The organism is Acinetobacter albensis, from assembly GCF_900095025.1.
Classification (GTDB): domain Bacteria; phylum Pseudomonadota; class Gammaproteobacteria; order Pseudomonadales; family Moraxellaceae; genus Acinetobacter; species Acinetobacter albensis.
Window position 1 is genome coordinate 22,657 of sequence record NZ_FMBK01000001.1, and the last position, 18,480, is coordinate 41,136.

At 36.7% G+C, this 18,480-nt stretch carries 15 protein-coding genes and 1 pseudogene; 4 read left to right on the top strand and 12 right to left on the bottom strand.

Features of this window, described 5'->3' with window-relative positions; genetic code table 11:
- Positions 1–261: 261 nt before the first annotated feature.
- The 11 genes from GA0116959_RS00115 to GA0116959_RS00165 form a co-directional block, all read right to left on the bottom strand.
- Positions 262–960: a nitroreductase gene (locus GA0116959_RS00115; RefSeq protein WP_092716991.1), complete on the bottom strand. Its 699-nt coding sequence runs from the start codon at positions 958–960 to the stop codon at positions 262–264.
- An 86-nt stretch (positions 961–1,046) separates the two neighbouring features.
- A complete protein-coding gene (locus GA0116959_RS00120; RefSeq protein ID WP_092716994.1) occupies positions 1,047–1,682 on the bottom strand; it encodes an N-carbamoylsarcosine amidohydrolase in 636 nt (211 codons plus the stop codon).
- Between the two features lie 22 nt (positions 1,683–1,704).
- Positions 1,705–2,457: a maleate cis-trans isomerase family protein gene (locus GA0116959_RS00125; protein ID WP_092716997.1), complete on the bottom strand. Its 753-nt coding sequence runs from the start codon at positions 2,455–2,457 to the stop codon at positions 1,705–1,707.
- Positions 2,458–2,468: 11 nt separating this feature from the next.
- Positions 2,469–3,278: an alpha/beta fold hydrolase gene (locus GA0116959_RS00130; RefSeq protein ID WP_092717000.1), complete on the bottom strand. Its 810-nt coding sequence runs from the start codon at positions 3,276–3,278 to the stop codon at positions 2,469–2,471.
- Positions 3,275–4,423, bottom strand: a complete 1,149-nt coding sequence (locus GA0116959_RS00135) for an FAD-dependent oxidoreductase (protein ID WP_092717003.1) — start codon at positions 4,421–4,423, stop codon at positions 3,275–3,277. The genes GA0116959_RS00130 and GA0116959_RS00135 overlap by 4 nt, the downstream gene beginning before the upstream one ends.
- A gap of 654 nt (positions 4,424–5,077) precedes the next feature.
- Complete coding sequence (locus GA0116959_RS00140; protein WP_092717006.1) at positions 5,078–5,767, bottom strand: cysteine hydrolase family protein; 690 nt, start codon at positions 5,765–5,767, stop codon at positions 5,078–5,080.
- A 16-nt stretch (positions 5,768–5,783) separates the two neighbouring features.
- The gene (locus GA0116959_RS00145) at positions 5,784–7,244 is read right to left on the bottom strand and encodes a purine-cytosine permease family protein (RefSeq protein ID WP_092717010.1); all 1,461 of its coding nucleotides are present in this window, start codon (positions 7,242–7,244) and stop codon (positions 5,784–5,786) included.
- A 20-nt stretch (positions 7,245–7,264) separates the two neighbouring features.
- Positions 7,265–8,077 carry a hypothetical protein gene (locus GA0116959_RS00150; protein ID WP_092717013.1) on the bottom strand — a complete coding sequence of 271 codons (813 nt, stop codon included), beginning with the start codon at positions 8,075–8,077 and terminating at the stop codon, positions 7,265–7,267.
- A 1,097-nt stretch (positions 8,078–9,174) separates the two neighbouring features.
- A complete protein-coding gene (locus GA0116959_RS00155) occupies positions 9,175–9,597 on the bottom strand; it encodes a MarR family winged helix-turn-helix transcriptional regulator (RefSeq protein ID WP_244878540.1) in 423 nt (140 codons plus the stop codon).
- A gap of 552 nt (positions 9,598–10,149) precedes the next feature.
- A complete protein-coding gene (locus tag GA0116959_RS00160) occupies positions 10,150–10,935 on the bottom strand; it encodes a 3-hydroxybutyrate dehydrogenase (protein WP_092717016.1) in 786 nt (261 codons plus the stop codon).
- Between the two features lie 35 nt (positions 10,936–10,970).
- Positions 10,971–12,395: a GntP family permease gene (locus GA0116959_RS00165; protein ID WP_092717019.1), complete on the bottom strand. Its 1,425-nt coding sequence runs from the start codon at positions 12,393–12,395 to the stop codon at positions 10,971–10,973.
- Between the two features lie 620 nt (positions 12,396–13,015).
- Between GA0116959_RS00165 and GA0116959_RS00170 the strand changes: the two genes are divergently transcribed.
- Together GA0116959_RS00170 and GA0116959_RS14150 are read left to right on the top strand one after the other, a co-directional pair.
- Positions 13,016–13,897, top strand: a complete 882-nt coding sequence (locus GA0116959_RS00170) for a LysR family transcriptional regulator (protein WP_092717022.1) — start codon at positions 13,016–13,018, stop codon at positions 13,895–13,897.
- A gap of 244 nt (positions 13,898–14,141) precedes the next feature.
- A pseudogene (locus GA0116959_RS14150) lies at positions 14,142–14,276 on the top strand (succinyl-CoA--3-ketoacid-CoA transferase); the annotation flags it as partial.
- 101 nt (positions 14,277–14,377) lie between these two features.
- Here the strand turns inward: GA0116959_RS14150 and dsdC are convergent.
- Positions 14,378–15,301: a DNA-binding transcriptional regulator DsdC gene (dsdC, locus tag GA0116959_RS00175; protein WP_092717025.1), complete on the bottom strand. Its 924-nt coding sequence runs from the start codon at positions 15,299–15,301 to the stop codon at positions 14,378–14,380.
- Positions 15,302–15,528: 227 nt separating this feature from the next.
- Here dsdC and dsdX point away from each other — a divergent pair, with 227 nt between their 5' ends.
- Together dsdX and dsdA are read left to right on the top strand one after the other, a co-directional pair.
- On the top strand, positions 15,529–16,866 hold the full coding sequence (dsdX, locus tag GA0116959_RS00180; RefSeq protein WP_092717028.1) for a D-serine transporter DsdX: 1,338 nt from the start codon (positions 15,529–15,531) through the stop codon (positions 16,864–16,866).
- 18 nt (positions 16,867–16,884) lie between these two features.
- On the top strand, positions 16,885–18,216 hold the full coding sequence (gene dsdA / locus GA0116959_RS00185; protein WP_092717031.1) for a D-serine ammonia-lyase: 1,332 nt from the start codon (positions 16,885–16,887) through the stop codon (positions 18,214–18,216).
- Positions 18,217–18,480: the final 264 nt, after the last annotated feature.

Sequence of the window (18,480 nt, forward strand, 5' to 3'; positions counted from 1 at the left end):
TCAACTGTTTTTACCGAATTAATCAATTAAATTAAAATATATATTTTCATGTAATTATGATTAATTTTATTAAAATATAGATTTTTATAAAGGATTTATAAAAAGTGTATAGACTTAAAATACTAAAATTAAATTAGATTTTACAAAAACATGATAAAAACAAAAAAACGTAAATTTTTTTAAATAACACGAATACGCTTATTCAGAAAATTTTTTATACTTGCACATAGCTTATTATTACCTTTCGAATACTGGTTATCTTCAACTTAAGAAGACGGTAAAATCTTGTACTGCAATGCGCGGTGTATAATATTGATTGATGATATGTTGAGGATCAGCATAACCGAGTGCCAAACCACAAATTAATTGTTCGTCTGGATTAGCCCCCACTAGCGGTAAAATCACTTCATGATAATCATTCCAAGCCGCTTGCGGGCAACTGTCAAAACCATAAGCTTTCGCTACAAGCATAAAAGTTTGCATAAACATGGCAATGGCCATTTTTGCACTGACATGCAGATTTTCATGAGCTGTAAAAAAAACTCCGACTGGCGCACCAAAAAATTCAAAATTTCGCAATAAATGCGCATGCATTTTTTGTTTTTCATGTTTTTGAATATCAAGTAAATTATATAACCCCCATCCATTGGCACGGCGCCGTGATAAATAGGGTTCAAACCATTGCTTTGGATAATATTGAAAAGCAGCTTCGTACTTGCCTTTCAGTTCAGGATTTTCACTCACCTCTATCACGGCCTGTTTAACAGCGTCTTGTATTTCAACTTTTTTATTACCCTGCACGACATACACTTTCCAAGGTTGAATATTTGTTCCAGAGGGTGCGCGTGAGGCAAGCTGTAATATGTCTTGAATTTCATCTTGTGAAATAGCTTGATCGGTAAAAGCACGTATAGATTGGCGAGAATTAACAAGTGCTGAAATCATTTGCTTTGTATCCATCTTACGACTTCTATCTCCAACATCATGAATAGATTCATCTTGAGTTAGCTACCAACTTAATGTCATGTGACTAACTCAAGATAAGCTTAGTTATTTAATACATACTCAATAAATTCTTGCTTCAACACCACATCACCATATTTACTATCAATATCAAATAAATTGGCTTCGTGAGGTGCCTGATGACGATCTCCCACACATTCACGAATTACAATCGTTCTAAAACCATGCTGTACTGCGTCCACCGCCGATGCCCGAATACAACCACTGGTAGAACAGCCCACCAAAACCACGGTATCGACTTGTTCAGCCGCTAAAATAGAAGCTAAAGTTGTGCCAAAAAATGCACTGGCATAATTTTTGGTTAACACCAGCTCTGTGGCTAAGGGCTTCACTTCATCACAAAATTCAGCAGCAGGATTACCTACTACCATAGCTCGCATCACTGGAGATTTTTTTACCCACATTCCGCCATCTTTTTGATCAGTTAAATGATAGCGAATGTTGGTATGAATCACTAAAACGTCATGTTGACGAGCCAACTCCAAAATTTCGGTGGTGTTGTTCACAGCATCAATTACATCTGGGGCATATAAAGGCTGCCCTTCGGTGGTATAGCCTTTCATAAAATCAATCAGAATTAATGCAGGCTTTTTTCCAAAGCCAATGCGATTACCCCACACCCCTTTATAATTATCTACAGCAGATGATTCCTGTGACATTCTATTCACCTTATCCATACACTTAATACGCGCCAGACAATAATGCACCTGCGCCCGGTACAATCGGCTCTAGATCAAGTGCTTTTAACATACTATAAGTCGTTGCAATCGAAGCTGAAATCACAGGCTTCCCTGTCAAGGCTTCTACTTTAGGAACAGCAGGCAACGATCGCATTTGAACACAAGCCGACAACACCACCACATCTGCATCTTGATAATTCAACTTACTCACAATGTCAGGTAAATTCGCTGGATCATGAGCTGCAACTTGAATATTGTCTGCAATTTCTAGCGCAATATAATCAATAACCTCAAAACCTTCGTTACGAATATAATCCACTACAAGTTCAGTAAGGGGTTTCATATAAGGTGTCACCACAGTGACTTTTTTTGCACCCATGACTTTTAATGCATCAACAAGCGCACCTGCACTGGTCACAACTTGTGCCGCAGCATCATTATCTACTGTGACTTGCGTTAAGCGTTTTTCTGACTCACGGTGATAACCTAAGCCCATCGACATAATCGCCACTAAACAGGCATAGCCCAATACGTCAACCCGTGCATCTGATAACTCTAAAGCACAGCGATCAGACTGTGCATCCATTGCAGCAAGCTCTTCTTTTTTGACATGTTTCATCCGCATACGACTCGAGTGAAACGTAAACCGCTCAGGTCGAATCAATTGACGTGCCTGAAGCATCGCTGGAATTTCAGTTTCCATCGTTGTATTTGAACTTGGAACAATTTGACCAATTTTATAAACTTTATCCATAATCATTTTCCTTAATTGAATTTTTGAGCTAGGTATTCACCCAAAACGGTGAAGAAGCCTTCAAGATCATCCCAAGGGATCATATGACCTGCCTGTGGTACATGTTTAACGTGGATATTTGGGTTTAACTGTTGAATTTCCTGTTCATCTTCGGGCAAAATTACGCCGCCTTTACCTGCCACCATTAAAAGTGTTGGTACTTGGATATGCGAAATATACTGATGAATGTCATAAGTATGAAAATCATCAAACGCTTGTATAATTGCAGGTAAATAACAGGTATGTAGCCATTCAGCGCGCAGTTGTAATTGCGCTTCTGTCCATGTCGGGCAAAATACTTTCATGTCTTCACTATTCATTCCCTGAATGGCTTGTTGAATTGAATCAACATACCAAGGTAATTTACTTGGATAAGCACGTCTCTCAGGTCCAGATACAGGAGGATCTATCAGAAATAAATGTTTAAGACCCTGATTCGAAAGTTCATTGGCGCGAATTGCAAAACGTGCGCCCATAGAGTGTCCCATCAGTGAATATTCTTTAAGTCCAAGTTTCTGTACGAAGCTCACAATATCTTGAGCGCACACATCTGTTCCATAGTCGTGTTCAGGTCCTGACGATGAAAGACCACGACCACGTACGTCCAATACATAGGTATCAAAAACTTGACCTAAACGTTCAGCTACAAATTCCCATGTAATGGCTGGACTGGTAATCCCTGGGATTAAAATAAGGGGATGCCCCTTACCTCCATAACGTAAATAATGAATTCGAACGCCATTCACAAATTCATTTTGCCCATATAGGAAAGTTGCACTCATGCGACTTCCCCCGCCAATTGAACAATCGGTGTCGTTAAAGCATCATAGGCATATACCCAAGATGGGTCTTCAGGCTGTTTCAAAAATGTATTGGCATTTGATACTGCCTGTACTTTCGTTGCGCGGTCTTTACGGTTTAATTCATACAATTTAAAGGCTGTTGTATAGTCATCTAGGCCTGTTTGCAACAAACAGCGCGTCAACATTGCAGCATCTTCAATCGCCATGCCCGCACCTTGTGCCATGTGTGGTTTCATCGGATGACATGCATCCCCCAGTAAAACAAAACGACCTTCACTCCACACGGGTAATGGATTTCGGTTATTTAACGGCCAAATTGTAATGTTTTCACTGGCTTCAATCATGGCCTGAATACATGGATGAAATCCTTCAAAAGCTTCATACATCGCTTCATGACTACTTTCTAAAAATGAACGTCCTTGCGTGTCTAATGGTGGATGCGGAACACCAGTTACATAGTAATATTCATCACGCTCTTTGGTGGTGTAATAGGCCATCATATGACGATCTTCATGCCACCATTTCACACAATCATCTAGATCATATTCAGCTTGCAACTTCTTAAGCTTGTCACCTTTAATGAGCGCACGATGCCCTACCCAGCCACTATATAAAGGTGCTTCTTCGCCTAATAATAACTCACGAATTTTTGAATTAATGCCATCAGCACCAATAACAATGTCAACCGTTGCAGTTGTACCATCGTTAAACTTTAATTCAACTCGATCGTTATGTTGAACAGCATTCTCTAATTTTTTCCCATAATGCAACTTACTTTGGTCCAAGCTTGAAACTTGCAATGCATGCATATCGCCTCGGTGCACAGTAATGTAAGTTGCGCCATAACCACGAACATTGGCTTGCGCAATAATTTCACCGGTACTACCATCACGACTAGTCCACGCATCTGGATCACAGCCTAGTTCTTCCAACTCTTGTTCTAAGCCCATTTCTCTAAAAATTTTAACAATATTTGGACCTACATGAATCCCTGCTCCGATCCGTGAAAACTCTGGAGCCTGCTCATAAACATCAACATCAAAGCCTGCACGTTGTAACAGCCGACCTGCTGCTGCACCGCCTAAACCCGCTCCAATAATCGCAATTTTTTTCGATTCAGTCATTTTCCATTCCTTGTTTTATAGCGCCTAACTTAGCTATATATAGATATACGATATTTTTAAATTAAAGTCTATACGCTTTAATTATTTTTATTCAAATTTTGTGTGTTTATTTTTAAATTATTAATTTTATTATTATTTTGTATAATATATAAATACAATAAAAACAAAATAAAAGTGTAGACACTTATAAAGATTCATATTCCAGCCATCAAAGTACTCAATTATCAATTCATTTCAAAGTCTGTTGAACAAGCAAAAATAGTAGAAACTTTTTCAATAAGCTGTCTATTACAAAGCCTTATTTGCGATTGTGATGTAATAGAAATGAGCTACTTAATGTTTCATTCAGAAATCTAAAGCATAAAAATGGAATCATCCTAAAGTAAATTGGAGCTAGATATTTTTAGGGTTCAAGCTTGAAGGCTGATTTAAAGTGTTATTTTATAAATAAATTTTAAGATAATTTAAAACAACTTTTTAATTTATCTTAAATAATCATCATCAAAGATGAAATCAAGATTTATCTATTGAGCTTTATTAAAATTCAGATCAGAAAAATTGATCAAAGTAGACTACTAAACGATCAAAAAAAAAGACTCAGCATTTTTATACTGAGTCTTTACTTTTACACTACGCCATAAATATTAGAATCTACTAAGCGGCTTTTTCTCCAAAAATTAATCCTACTGTTTGCTGAGTAGTTCTTATATCCGCAAATAATGCTGCAAGTGAATTAATAGACGTATTGTGTTCGTAATCACTCAGTGCTGCATTTGCATCACAGATAAAAATAACGCGGAATCCCAACTGTTGCGCATCGCGTGCAGTTGCCTCACAACAACAATTTGTTAAAGTTCCAGAGATTAAAACAGTATCTATGCCTCTTTCTTTAAGAATCTCTAATGCATTCGAAGATCCTTGGGTAAACGCACTAAATCTTGTTTTATCAACAATTAAATCCTGATCTTGAATATCGAGTTCTTTATACAAATTATGCAAATGACTGTCTTTAGAAAATGCTTCAACTTGTGCTTTAGAAAAACTTTCGGCTTGAAAGCTCTCAAAGTAGACAGACCATTCACTTGCCGTGGTGGTGGTAAATCTTAAAAAAATATTTAATCCGCCGTGTTCTCTTAGAGTGTGCGTAATGGAGTTAATATTTTTAACAATACTTCGTGCGGTTGGCACTTCAAGCGGAGTTCCTTCTAACATAAAACCATTTTGCATATCCACAATCAAATGTGCTGTTTTGCTTGGATTAATTTCGTTAAAAGCAAATTCTCGACCACCTTTCAACTTGGTGTATCTAGCCCGTATCTCAGGGTAAATCATTGTCTTATGCATATTTAACTCTCCATAGTTATGCTTTTACTTTATTGATGAGCAATCGTTTGTCATCTTGATCAATAAAATAAGTCCGTCCTTTAGTAATATAGGCTAGAGTCACATGAACTACAAATGCTACAACAAAACCCACATATGCAGACATTCCACTGATTACAGGATTGTCATTCAGAATCCAAATCAATGAAGCAGTGACTGTTCCGGTAAGTAAGGCACACACACCAACTGGATTAATACGGCGAATTTTATGAGTACGAAACTCTAACGGCCCAGTCACAATTTTGAGTAATCCACGCACAATCACAATATCAGCAACCACGCAGGCCAACCAAGAAAGCAAGAAAATACCTGTCCATTCCAAGAATGTGTAAAGATTTCCTAAAACATCAAGCCACATTAAAGTAATAGTCATAATTGTAACGGCAATAATCCAAAATCTGCGACCTAAAATTTTGGCACCTAAGGCTTCAGAACCTGAAGCATAGGCGACTGAACTGACGTGAATATTAGTTAAATTTACGCGAATTTGAGAAACCCATGCCAACGCAACCCCAGGAATTAAACCAATTAAACCTATGAAATAAATCGATGGATCAATACTTTTGGTAATTAAAGAAAAATAGATCCCCAAAGGAATTGCACCAAAAAATAATAAAGCATAGGGTAAAACGACACTGATGAATGCTTTGCGCTTAAACTCACTGGAACGGACAAAACGATTATAGTCAGAGGCTTCAAATGGGTTAATTCCAATGGTTCCAGCCAAAGCTGAGAGTACAACAATAACCCCAATTACGCCGCCCACTGCGCCTTCAGGCATGGCAGAAAACATTCCTGTTGGCATTCCACCATTGTGTTGATAACCTGAAATAATCGCCCAAATCAGTAAAATGACATAGACCGGTACAGTCCAAGTCAAAATTTTTGTCATTGAACTAATCCCGCTCCAAGCCATTGGTACAAACATTGTCGCCACAACGATATACCAAACCTGATTGGGCAAGTCCCATATTTGATCAATAGAACGGGCAAGGATTTGTCCTTCTGCACCGGCATAAATCACAAATGTGCCTGCATAAATTAAAGTGGTAAATACAGAACCGACCGAACCAAAACCGCAACTTCGCGTGATTAATTCAGCGGTTAAACCTTCTCTTGATGCTACGCGTGCAACAATTAAATTTAAAACAGTCAGCAAAGCAAAAGAAATAGCCAAAGCAATCCAGGTCGATAAAGCCCCACTTTTATTTAAAAACAGCCCCCCGACTAAAACAAAGAAGAAAGCCGTTACAAAACCCACTAATACACTTAGAATAGCACCTGCACCACGTTTGGCATGATCAGGCACACGTGATCGTGCATAGTCATCATGTTCCGTTTCCATGGATTCGTCCAATTCAGCATCTTCATCTAACACAGTGCTGTTAGCCAACTCGCCGTCATATTTTAATTTGACATTATTTCCATTAATAGTCATCTGCTTCACCTATAATCTTTTTAAAATTTGAATTGCGAAATCAGCATCGGTACATTTCCTTTTGAGCCATGAGTTCCATCTAGCTGCTCATCATTTCCATACATATTTCGCCAATACTCATAAGCAGGCCCTATTTTGATATTGGTACTTCCAACATCAAATAAATAACTGACACGGAATAACGTCTCAGTTTTTGTTTTATTTCCAAATCCATCATTTCCTTTTGGACCGATCATATTAATAAACCCGCCAAAACTCCCAGGACCATACGGTACATTCCATGCACTCGAAACAGCCCAAGTTGTATCAAATTCAACTTCTTTTCCTATAGTACCGTTATGGTTATTCTCTTTATAAGCCGCTAGACCTACATTCCAGAACCCCGTTTTTATAGGGATAGGCATCGTCAAACCTAAATAATACTTTCTAGGTCTAGATGCAAAAGTGGTATTTTTTGAACCATAATCAACACGGCCAAAAACAGCCAATGAATTTAAAGTGTCATACTCAGATTTAAGCTGAGGGATCGATGAAAGTAATAATGTTCTTTGATAAAAACCATAGATTTCTTGAGCACCATCATCACTATTTGCGGCTAAATCTTTTTTATCCGAAATCAAATTATCCACAGTAAAAAAGTTAGTCCCATATTTATCACCACTGGCATGCGTGAAATTAAAAATGGTTTTGCTAATATCCTTACCAACGCCAGCTTCAGAAAACTCTGTTCCATAACGAACCGAAACTGAATTGTCATTCCAAGTGCTTGCAAAACCTGAGGCGGGTACAATCAATGTGCTTCCAAGCAAAATAAAACAGGTACTTAATTTCATAAATTTCTCACTTTTTAATGTTAAAAAACATAGTTCCTTGTGAAATAAATTAAAATTGAATCAATAACTTAATATTTAAAATAAGAATCCATCCAATTTTATAAAAACATTTTTACCAACTAAAATAACCATTTGACTTAAGGAATAAGACAGTGGCTCATTCAATTCAGGAATGGGTTAACCCCCAATTTTTTGCCTGATCCATATTTTCAAATGCTAATTTCAGCCCGACCTAATTGAGAAATTAAAACTGGTGACTTTGAACTAGTTTTTTCTCAATTGCTCTTGCTCTCCTATCTGGTTCTTTACTTTTCTTTATTCTAAGCCTCACGGCTAGGTTTCAGTTTTGAATCAATATCGATCAGCCAAACTATAAGGTACACACTTAATTATAAAAAAACAAATACTATATTTAAAAATTTAAATATTAATATTAATATATATTTTTCAATAATTTAAAACAAAATAAACACTAACTACCAGAAATACTATCAAGTTTTTATTTTTATTTTTTTAAGTTTATACACTCTCATTGTTCTTTTTTTTAAAAATATAAATCTATTTATTAGAAAATCAAATATTTTTTACTCTTTGACAATCGATCGTTATTTATCCGTTTTTTTACCTATGCCAATAAAAAAATTAAAAGCACATAGCATCCTTTTTCACATAAATTAAAAAAGCACCTAAAAAAAATTTTTAGATGAAAAAACACTAAGTTAAAGTCTTTACACTACAACCTTGAAATATAGATAAATATAAAATGATTGAGCCTTAATGATTAGCCCATAAATTGAATTATAAATAGATGATGATTCAAATAAATATCTACAGAAAATGTAGATATTTTAATCAAACAACCTCTAAGCAATACAACGCTTTTAAAAGCATAATTATTTTGATTGGCTATAAAAATGAATTGATATTTCGATGAATATATTTTTATGCATAAATTATTGATAATTAAAGTAAAAAATAAATCATAAAATAATTTAAGTCATTTATTTAGGTTTGCTCTTTCCTTCATCTTGAATATTAAATTATAGAAAACCAAATATTGATGCAGAAAACAAATGAAAAGAGTTCCTATTTTTAAATTAAGTAATTTTTTTTAAGGTATGTAATAAAGCTAAAGCTTCTGCTGGATTTAAAGGCTCAAGTGTCTTTTCAGAAATACTTTTGGCATTTTCTAAAGTGTCTGCTAAAACTTTTCGACCTTCATGAGTAATACTAATTTTGACCTTACGCTTATCTTGTTGATCTTGATATTGGCTCAATAAATCTCTTTTAATCAACCTTTCCACAATCCCACGAATAGTCGCTTGATCAATTGCGGTATGTTCTACCAATTCTTTTTGTGAACATTTTTCAAATAAATTAACAGTATACAATACAGAGAACTGAACAGCCGTCAGCTGAGAGTCTCCTATCTGCTGTTGAAAGATCACCAAATGTCTTTGATATGCCTTACGCAATAAGTACCCAATTTGGTCCTCTAAATTATAACTTTTCAAATCCACTATATATTTACCTACTAAATTTAATCTACAGCATATTACATTGTATACCTTATAAATTTCCACAAAATTAAGGATTATCTCTGTTTAAAATATATATTTTCTACAAGAATTGCATTTCACTCAATATAATTACCCAAAAGCTTTATTGATCTAAATTTTTCTTTTCAAAATTTTTCTATTCACCCTGAGCAAATTTATAAACGGTTCAAATTTATTGGTATATATTCAGAACTTACTAGAACTGATATAAAAATCATAATTTTAAAAATGTTGTCAAACAATTATTTAGCACATCCACTTCAATAAGATTAACTTTTGGATTGTTAATTTTTTCAATTCTGAACATAAAGCGCAATCATTTTGGTGACTAAATATCTCTACTCGGATTTTTTCTAGTAGAGCTTCTGGATTAGAGACTTTTAAATGAATTAATATTTTTATCAGTTTTTAGGCTCAAAAATAAAGGGGCAACAAGCCCCCCATTTAATTTGGATCATAAAAGTGATGTATTCAAATCTATGAATAGTTCATGCCTACACCAACGGAATATATTTATTGTGTTATATAACCACCATCCATCACAACTGCCTGACCTGTAACCCCGCCAGCTTTGTCACTGGCCAAAAAGATTGCATAATCAGCAATTTCTTCAACATTCAGTAAACGCTTTTGTGGCACCATCGCTAAAATCACATCTTCTAAAGCACTTTGTTCGCTGACATTTCTGGTTTTTGCCAAATCCGAAATTTGTCCGCGAACCAATGGCGTATCAACATAACCTGGGCATAGCGCATTTACGGTAATACCATCGCGTGCGCATTCTAAAGCGGCAACTTTGGTTAAACCAATCACACCATGTTTAGCGCTGTTATAGCCTGCTTTTCCCGCAAAACCAATCAAGCCATTAATAGAAGCCATATTGATTACACGACCAAATTGTTGCGCTTTCATAATCGGAAATACATGCTTAATCCCAACGAAAGAACCCACCAGCATCACGTTAATCAGTTTTTGATAAATCTCTGTTGGGAAATCTTCAATTGCAGCAACATATTGAAATCCTGCATTATTAATTAAAATATCTACACGACCAAATGTTTTATGTGCAAGCTCGATGGCACTTTTATAGGCTTGTTCATTGGTCACATCACAAGGTGCAGATAAAGCCTCAAAACCTTCATTTTTTAACAAAGCCACAGTTTCAGCACATTTATCAATATTCATGTCTGAAATGACCACTTTAGCCCCTTCATGCGCAAATTTCTTCGCAATTTCAAGTCCTATCCCACTTGCTGAACCTGTAATAAAGGCAACTTTATCTTTAAGCATCTGGCTCATTATTTGCTCCATTTTACTCTTTTAAAGGGTGATTTTTAAACAATACCAAACCAAGTAAATGCGGCAATCGCAACAAAGACGGCTAATGTTTTAATAATAGTAATCGCAAAAATGTCTTTATAAGATTGTTTATGTGTAAGACCAGTTACCGCAAGCAATGTAATCACTGCCCCATTGTGCGGTAAAGTGTCCATACCGCCTGATGCCATTGCTACAATACGATGCATCACCTCGGGAGGAATATTCATGGCTACAATCGCAGCATTATATTGATCTGCCATTGCACTTAAAGCAATGCTCATTCCTCCAGATGCCGAACCAGTCACACCTGCAAGAACAGTGGTGGTGACTGCGCCATTCACCAAAGGATTGGTAAAGGTATTTCCAAGTGCATGACTAATAATTGCAAAACCAGGCAAAGCAGCAATAATTGCACCAAAACCGTATTCAGATGCAGTGTTCATGACGGCTAGTAAAGCTCCCCCAATACTTGCATTTACACCCTCTTTAAAACTGCTATAAACACGGCGAAAATCATATAAAATTGCAGCAATAATCCCAACAATTAAGGCTAAACCCACAGCCCAGATTGCTGCTGTTTTTGCCACATCCACCGTATACGCGGCAAGTCCGATGGCATTGAAATCAAAACCATTTGGGTACCACTCTTTAATTGCAGTCGATAAATATTTATTCATCACAGCAACTAAAATGAGGGGAACAAAAGCCAAAAATTGACGTGCAAATGAACCATTTGATTTTGGATCTGACTCAACATTTAATTGTTGTAGCTCAGCGTCTGACAAGGTAACGCCAGTGGCATATCCATCCCCATTTCTAGCAGCAACACGACGACGCCATTCCAGATAGCTTAAGCCAACGCCCAACACAAATATCGCACCAAGAGTGCCTAAAAAAGGTGCGGCATAAATATCAGTTCCAAAAAAAGTGGTGGGTATGACATTTTGAATTTGTGGGGTGCCCGGTAAGGCATCCATGGTGAAGGAAAAAGCACCTAGTGCAATGGTTGCAGGCATTAATCGTTTTGGAATATTAGCTTGCCTAAACAACTGATTTGCAAATGGATAAACTGCAAAAACCACGACAAATAAACTGACACCGCTATAAGTTAAAATTGCGCCTAAAAGCACAACAGTCAGCATGGCATTTTTTGAACCAATCAGACTGACAATGGTTTTCGCGATCGACTCCGCAATCCCCGACATTTCAACAACTTTACCGAAAATTGCACCCAGTAAAAAAACCAGAAAATAGTCTTTAATAAATCCAACCATTTTCGGCATAAAAATGCCTGAATAAAAAGGTAAGACATTTGCTGGATTAATCAGTACAACAGCCAATAAAGCACAAATAGGTGCCATTAGAATTACAGAAAATCCTCTGTAGGCGGTGTACATCAATAGCCCGAGGGAAAGTAAAATGACTGCTAAATCCCACATATTTTTTACTCCATCCTTAAAGAAACAATGCCCCATCCAATTTCAATATTTATGCTAAATATTGTAGGGACATCTCTATCTATTCATCTTCATCATTCAAATCAAGATTTAAATTTAACCTTTCGTTCAAGCAACAGAATTTGGCTATTTGAGCTTTGACAAGCATTTAATATGCATGATTCAAAGCATTTATCAGCAATGATTGAATCAAACTATAATGCATATCAATCACTGCATTATTTAAAAATAGTCATCGAACAAGAAGAAAAATTGATAAATAGAATTTTTTATAGACATTTAAAAATCTACAAAAGTCGATTAAAAAAAGTGTGTGCTGATGTTCTGGTAGAGGAAGAAAGAACGATTCATTATTGTGCTAGAGTTCTGATCTTCGAATATTGTTAAGAATGCTCTATTTTTCATTGATTTAAAACATATTGCCTACAGAGTTTGTCTGCATTTCTCCTATACTTCTTTTAATCAATTTGGCAGATACAAAACTCAATTTCAATTCATTGGAATAAAGAGAGTTTTTATTTTCACATCCATAAAAATCGCTCGATCAGCAGTAGTTCATAGTTCAGCTGAGAAGAGATTAAAAAATTTAATCAGGTTCAATCATGACACTCAAACAGTTAAAAGCTTTTTTAGTTCTTGCACGCACGTTAAGTTATGCGAATGCAGCCAATGAGCTTTGTTTGAGTCAATCTGCATTAAGTTTAAGTATAAAAACTTTAGAAGAAGAATTAGGCGGAAAATTATTTAAGCGGACTACGCGTCGAGTCGAAATTACCACTGAAGGTCTCTCTTTAATTCCTTATGCGAAAAAACTTTTAGCAAATTGGGAAGATATGGAAAAAGACGTTAAACAACGTTTTAAACTACATCGCGGAACATTAAGTATTGCTTCTATGCCCTTTGCTACCCATGCAGTACTTCCAGCAGTGATGCATGATTTTTCTCAGAAATATCCTAATATTAGTTTTTCGATACATGATGTGACCAATGAAAAAATTATCGAAAATGTTCAAGAAGGCATTTTTGAAATTGGAATTTGCTTTGAGCCTAAACCCAATGATCAGTTAATCTTTAGACCATTATTTAATGAAGATTTTCTCGCCCTGTTACCTCGAGATCATCTCTTGGCAAAACAAAAAAGTGTAACGTGGTTAGAATTGTGTTCCTATCCTTTTGTTACTTTGCAGCATCCCTCCATTATTCGTCACGTTATTGAACAAAATTGTCGCATAAACAATGTGGTATTAGATCTTAAAGTTGAATGTCACCAAATTAGTTCACTTTCACATTTTGTTGCCTTTGGAATGGGCGTAAGTGCAATTCCGAGACATTTCAAAAATTTTATCGACCAAGAAAAGAATATTTTAATTGAGATTGATGACGGTAATGTACATTTACCTGTAGGGATTATTTATAAAAAAGATTTTGAACTTTCCAATATATCCTCCCAGTTTATCGAAACCATATTAGCCCATCCTTTTTAAAGGTTTGGCTTCGCTTTATCAGGTTTAACCAAAAAATTAACTGATTTAATACTGAGATTACGACTCAATCTGTCCCCTCATCATGGCTTCAATTTCATACTACAATAAAACCATTCAGCTCTCTTCAAAACAGTATTTTTCAAATTAATGCGCTCTTATCATTGCACGTTAGAAACGTTTCAATGTCTAAAAAGTCAAATGCAATGCTAATAATAAAAAGATGGATAGAGGATAAACAGGATGAATACCTACTCTCTTTAGCAACCTACCTCCCATAAGCCATCAATGTTTGGCTACAGTCAGAAAATATGGTTTATTGGATATTGATGAATTTCCAACTGCTAAAACAGTTGATGCAGACTTAATGAATTCGGGTAAGTTATAAGTAAGACCTTGAATAAAAATATTATTTGCTTTGCTTCATCTTATTTTATGCACTGAGATTTTCCTGTGCGAATTTATTTTTTCAGAAAACTCAACTCATTCACTGTCTTTAGACTGCACTGTAAGCCATTCAATAAAAGCATCAATTTTAGGCCATTGCCGATCTTTCAATGAGGCGATGTAATAGTGCTGATCACAGCGTAAATACATCTCTTGAAATGGCATCACTAGCTCTCCATTTTCGATGTCCTTTTGTACCAATCTTTTTCTGCCCATGGTAATGCCTAAATTATTTTTAGCAGCAATTAAGGCAAGATCAGAGCGATCAAAACTAATCCCCAATGACGTATCAAGATCGACATTAAAATGTGCCGCCCAACTGTTCCATTCATCCGTTCCCGTCCCATTGCTCCATGCTTGGCAATCATGCAGCAAAGTACAATGCTTTAGATTTTCAACCGTATTCATTAAATTAAACTTTTCTGCATATTCAGGGCTGCATACGGGAATAATATATTCATCCATCAAATATTGATAATTCAGTTGAAATGAGGGCTGATTGTCAAAATAGAGGGCTAAATCAACGCCTGTCCGTTGAAAATTAACATTTTCATTCCCCGTCAAAATAGACAACAGAATGAAGGGATAACGTTGAATAAAATCAGAAAGTTTGGGTACTAACCAGCACTGTGCAATTGAAGGTCTAGCATAAATGGTGAGCGATCCTGCCAATGCCTGATTTTGGATAGCTTTAATTTCCGTATTTAAATGATCTAATGAGGATTGTAAAGCCCAAAAAACACGGTTGCCCTCAGGGGTTAACTGTACCTTACGATGTAAGCGTAAAAAGAGTTTGATATTCAGTTCTTTTTCTAACACATTAATCTGATGGCTCACTGCACTGGGTGTCAAAAACAACTCTTCTGCGGCTAAAGCAAATGACTCGTGGCGCGCTGCAACTTCAAAAGTATACAGTTTTGACAACTGAAAACCGGTCAGGGTTTTATGTGCATTGGTCATTCATTTTCCCTCAATCCATAGATCATGTTATTCATCAGAAAATGAAATTCATTAACTGCACCCTCTAGAGCATTGGAACTCAAAATATATTTAAAGATCAATGTTTATTTCAATCCATTTTTTCAGGTGAATTATTTTAATGCAAACGTAAAATTTGATCATTTGACGCCTCTCTTCTCTTGCACTCAAATAGATTCATAGGAATTTTAGTCACGGAGACACCTGGTATGGAAGCCAATTTCTTAGATGTCGGTATCTTACTCACCAGTATTTGTTTAATTATTTTCACTATTTTAAAGTTCAAATTGCACCCCTTTTTGGCTTTGCTTCTCGCGAGTTTTTTTGTGGGTCTTGCCATGCAAATGCAACCGCTTGAGATGATCAATGCCATTGAAAATGGGATTGGAAGTACCTTAGGTTTCCTTGCAACAGTCATTGCACTGGGTACTATTCTAGGCAAAATGATGGAAATATCGGGCGCGGCCGAACGTATTGCACTCTCCCTGCAACGCTGTAAGTGGCTCTCTACCGATATCATTATGGTACTGATTGGCTTACTGTGCGGTATTACCTTATTTGTTGAAGTTGGCGTTGTTTTATTAATTCCACTCGCATTTTCGATTGCTAAACACACCAAAACCTCTTTATTTAAATTAGCGATTCCACTGTGTACCGCATTAATGGCGGTTCATTGTGTCGTTCCACCCCATCCAGCAGCACTTTATGTCACCAATAAACTGGGGGCAGATGTTGGTACTGTGATTGTTTTTGGTTTAATCGTGGGCTTAAGCGCTGCACTAATCGGTGGCCCGTTATTTTTAAAATTATTGGGCAAACGCTTACCTTTTAAAGCAGTACCTGAAGAATTTTCGAATTTAACCCTCAGAGAAGAACACACTTTACCGTCATTAAAAATAACCTTATTCACGGTGTTTTTACCGATTGGACTGATGCTCATTAAGACCATTGCCGAATTAAACACGCATCCACAAACCACATTTACCCAAGTTTTAGACTTTATTGGCAATCCAATTACCGCCATGTTTATTGCAGTCTTTGTGGCTTATTACACCTTGGGCTTACGTCGTAGTATGAGCATGGCAGCGTTATTAAAAGACACTGAAAATTCTTTTTCTTCTATTGCAAATATTTTATTAATTATTGGTGCGGGTGGTGCGTTTAACAGCATCCTCAAAGCCAGTGGCTTAGCTGATTCCATGGCTGTTCTCCTTTCACATTTACACATGCATCCTATTTTACTGGCATGGTTAGTTGCCTTGCTTCTACATGCAGCAGTGGGTTCAGCAACCGTTGCCATGATGGGAGCGACTGCGATTGTCGCGCCAATGTTACATCTCTACCCCGAGATTAGCCCTGAAATTATGGCGATTGCGATTGGTTCAGGTGCGATTGGCTGTACCATCGTGACCGATTCGTTATTTTGGTTGGTTAAACAATATTGTGGTGCGACCTTAAGTGAAACCTTCAAATATTATACCTCAGCCACTTTTATTGCCTCACTGATCGCGCTGGGTTGCACCTTTCTCCTGTCTAATTTTATTTAAGCTTTTGTGAGTACTCTGATGAATTCTGATCAACTTAATCAACTTATTGCGCGACATCCTATAGTTAAGGATCTGATTGCTCTCAAAGAAACGGCTTGGTTTAATCCTCATTTCACCACACTTGCAGAAGGTTTACCTTATGTGGGACTTAACCAAACAGATATTGATGATGCTCGTGATCGTTTAGCACGTTTTGCGCCCTATCTCATGGCAGTTTTCCCAGAAACGGCAGCCACTGGCGGTATTATCGAATCTGAACTGGCTGCTATTCCAAATATGCAGCAACAACTTGAACAGCATTTTGGACACCCCATTCACGGTAAACTTTGGCTTAAAAAAGACAGTCATTTACCTATTTCGGGTTCAATTAAAGCGCGTGGTGGTATTTATGAAGTACTTTGTCATGCCGAAAAACTTGCACTACAAGCTGGCTTATTAAGCACTTCAGACAACTACACCAAACTTAACAGCCCTGAGTTTAAAAAATTTTTTAGCCAATATAGTATTGCTGTCGGTTCTACAGGAAACTTAGGACTTTCGATTGGCATTATGAGCGCGCAATTGGGCTTCGATGTGACTGTGCATATGTCAGCCGATGCACGTCAATGGAAAAAAGACAAATTACGTTCTCACAGCGTAACAGTCGTTGAATACGTTGAAGATTACGGTGTCGCAGTTGAAGAAGGACGAAAAGCAGCCCTACAAAATCCGAACTGTTTCTTCATTGATGATGAAAACTCACGCACGCTATTCTTAGGTTATTCTGTTGCTGGAGAGCGCCTAAAAACCCAGTTAGCGCAACAGAACATTGTTGTCGATCAACAGCACCCTTTATTTGTTTATTTACCGTGTGGCGTTGGTGGCGGTCCCGGTGGCGTGGCATTTGGTTTAAAAATGGCATTTGGTGATCATGTACATTGCATCTTTGCCGAACCGACACATTCACCATGTATGCTGCTTGGTGTTGCAACAGGCTTACATGATGAAATTTCTGTGCAGGAAATTGGTATAGATAATATTACTGCTGCTGATGGTTTGGCGGTGGGCCGTGCATCTGGATTTGTTGGTCGTGCTATGCAAAGACTGCTTGACGGTTTTTATACCTTAGATGACGAAACCATGTATTTATTACTGGGTATGCTAAATCAGTCCGAACAACTCAAGTTAGAACCTTCGGCTTTGGCTGGAATGTTAGGTCCTGTCCTCATCAGTCAATGTCAAGATTATGCAACGCTGCACCACTTTACTGAGCAACAATTACAGAATGCCAATCATATTGTTTGGGGAACGGGTGGCGGTATGGTGCCTACGGAAGAAATGGATAAATACTTAGCGAAATCTAAAGCTTAATTTCCTTAAAAAATATATGACTAAAGACCAAAACAGGGGGGATTTGATCTCCTCTATTTTGTCTGCTCAGCCTAGCTAATGTATCACCAAGAAAAAAATCAGTATACTTTTTAAAAATTTTAGAAGTTTAAACATCTTCAAACCTATCCTTTTCTAAATCATAATATCCAGAATTAAATAAAAACAAGCAATTGAATTAATTTAACTTATCAATTCTAATCTGAGTTTTATTGGCTTAATTTTGAGGGGGTTTTTACTCAGTTT

What these genes read in the sequence shown, in the direction of transcription:
- GA0116959_RS00115 (WP_092716991.1), bottom strand. Translation starts at nt 960, where the DNA reads ATGGATACAAAGCAAATGATTTCAGCACTTGTTAATTCTCGCCAATCT.
- GA0116959_RS00120 (WP_092716994.1), bottom strand. Translation starts at nt 1,682, where the DNA reads ATGTCACAGGAATCATCTGCTGTAGATAATTATAAAGGGGTGTGGGGT.
- GA0116959_RS00125 (WP_092716997.1), bottom strand. Translation starts at nt 2,457, where the DNA reads ATGGATAAAGTTTATAAAATTGGTCAAATTGTTCCAAGTTCAAATACA.
- GA0116959_RS00130 (WP_092717000.1), bottom strand. Translation starts at nt 3,278, where the DNA reads ATGAGTGCAACTTTCCTATATGGGCAAAATGAATTTGTGAATGGCGTT.
- GA0116959_RS00135 (WP_092717003.1), bottom strand. Translation starts at nt 4,423, where the DNA reads ATGACTGAATCGAAAAAAATTGCGATTATTGGAGCGGGTTTAGGCGGT.
- GA0116959_RS00140 (WP_092717006.1), bottom strand. Translation starts at nt 5,767, where the DNA reads ATGCATAAGACAATGATTTACCCTGAGATACGGGCTAGATACACCAAG.
- GA0116959_RS00145 (WP_092717010.1), bottom strand. Translation starts at nt 7,244, where the DNA reads ATGACTATTAATGGAAATAATGTCAAATTAAAATATGACGGCGAGTTG.
- GA0116959_RS00150 (WP_092717013.1), bottom strand. Translation starts at nt 8,077, where the DNA reads ATGAAATTAAGTACCTGTTTTATTTTGCTTGGAAGCACATTGATTGTA.
- GA0116959_RS00160 (WP_092717016.1), bottom strand. Translation starts at nt 10,935, where the DNA reads ATGAGCCAGATGCTTAAAGATAAAGTTGCCTTTATTACAGGTTCAGCA.
- GA0116959_RS00165 (WP_092717019.1), bottom strand. Translation starts at nt 12,395, where the DNA reads ATGTGGGATTTAGCAGTCATTTTACTTTCCCTCGGGCTATTGATGTAC.
- GA0116959_RS00170 (WP_092717022.1), top strand. Translation starts at nt 13,016, where the DNA reads ATGACACTCAAACAGTTAAAAGCTTTTTTAGTTCTTGCACGCACGTTA.
- dsdC (WP_092717025.1), bottom strand. Translation starts at nt 15,301, where the DNA reads ATGACCAATGCACATAAAACCCTGACCGGTTTTCAGTTGTCAAAACTG.
- dsdX (WP_092717028.1), top strand. Translation starts at nt 15,529, where the DNA reads ATGGAAGCCAATTTCTTAGATGTCGGTATCTTACTCACCAGTATTTGT.
- dsdA (WP_092717031.1), top strand. Translation starts at nt 16,885, where the DNA reads ATGAATTCTGATCAACTTAATCAACTTATTGCGCGACATCCTATAGTT.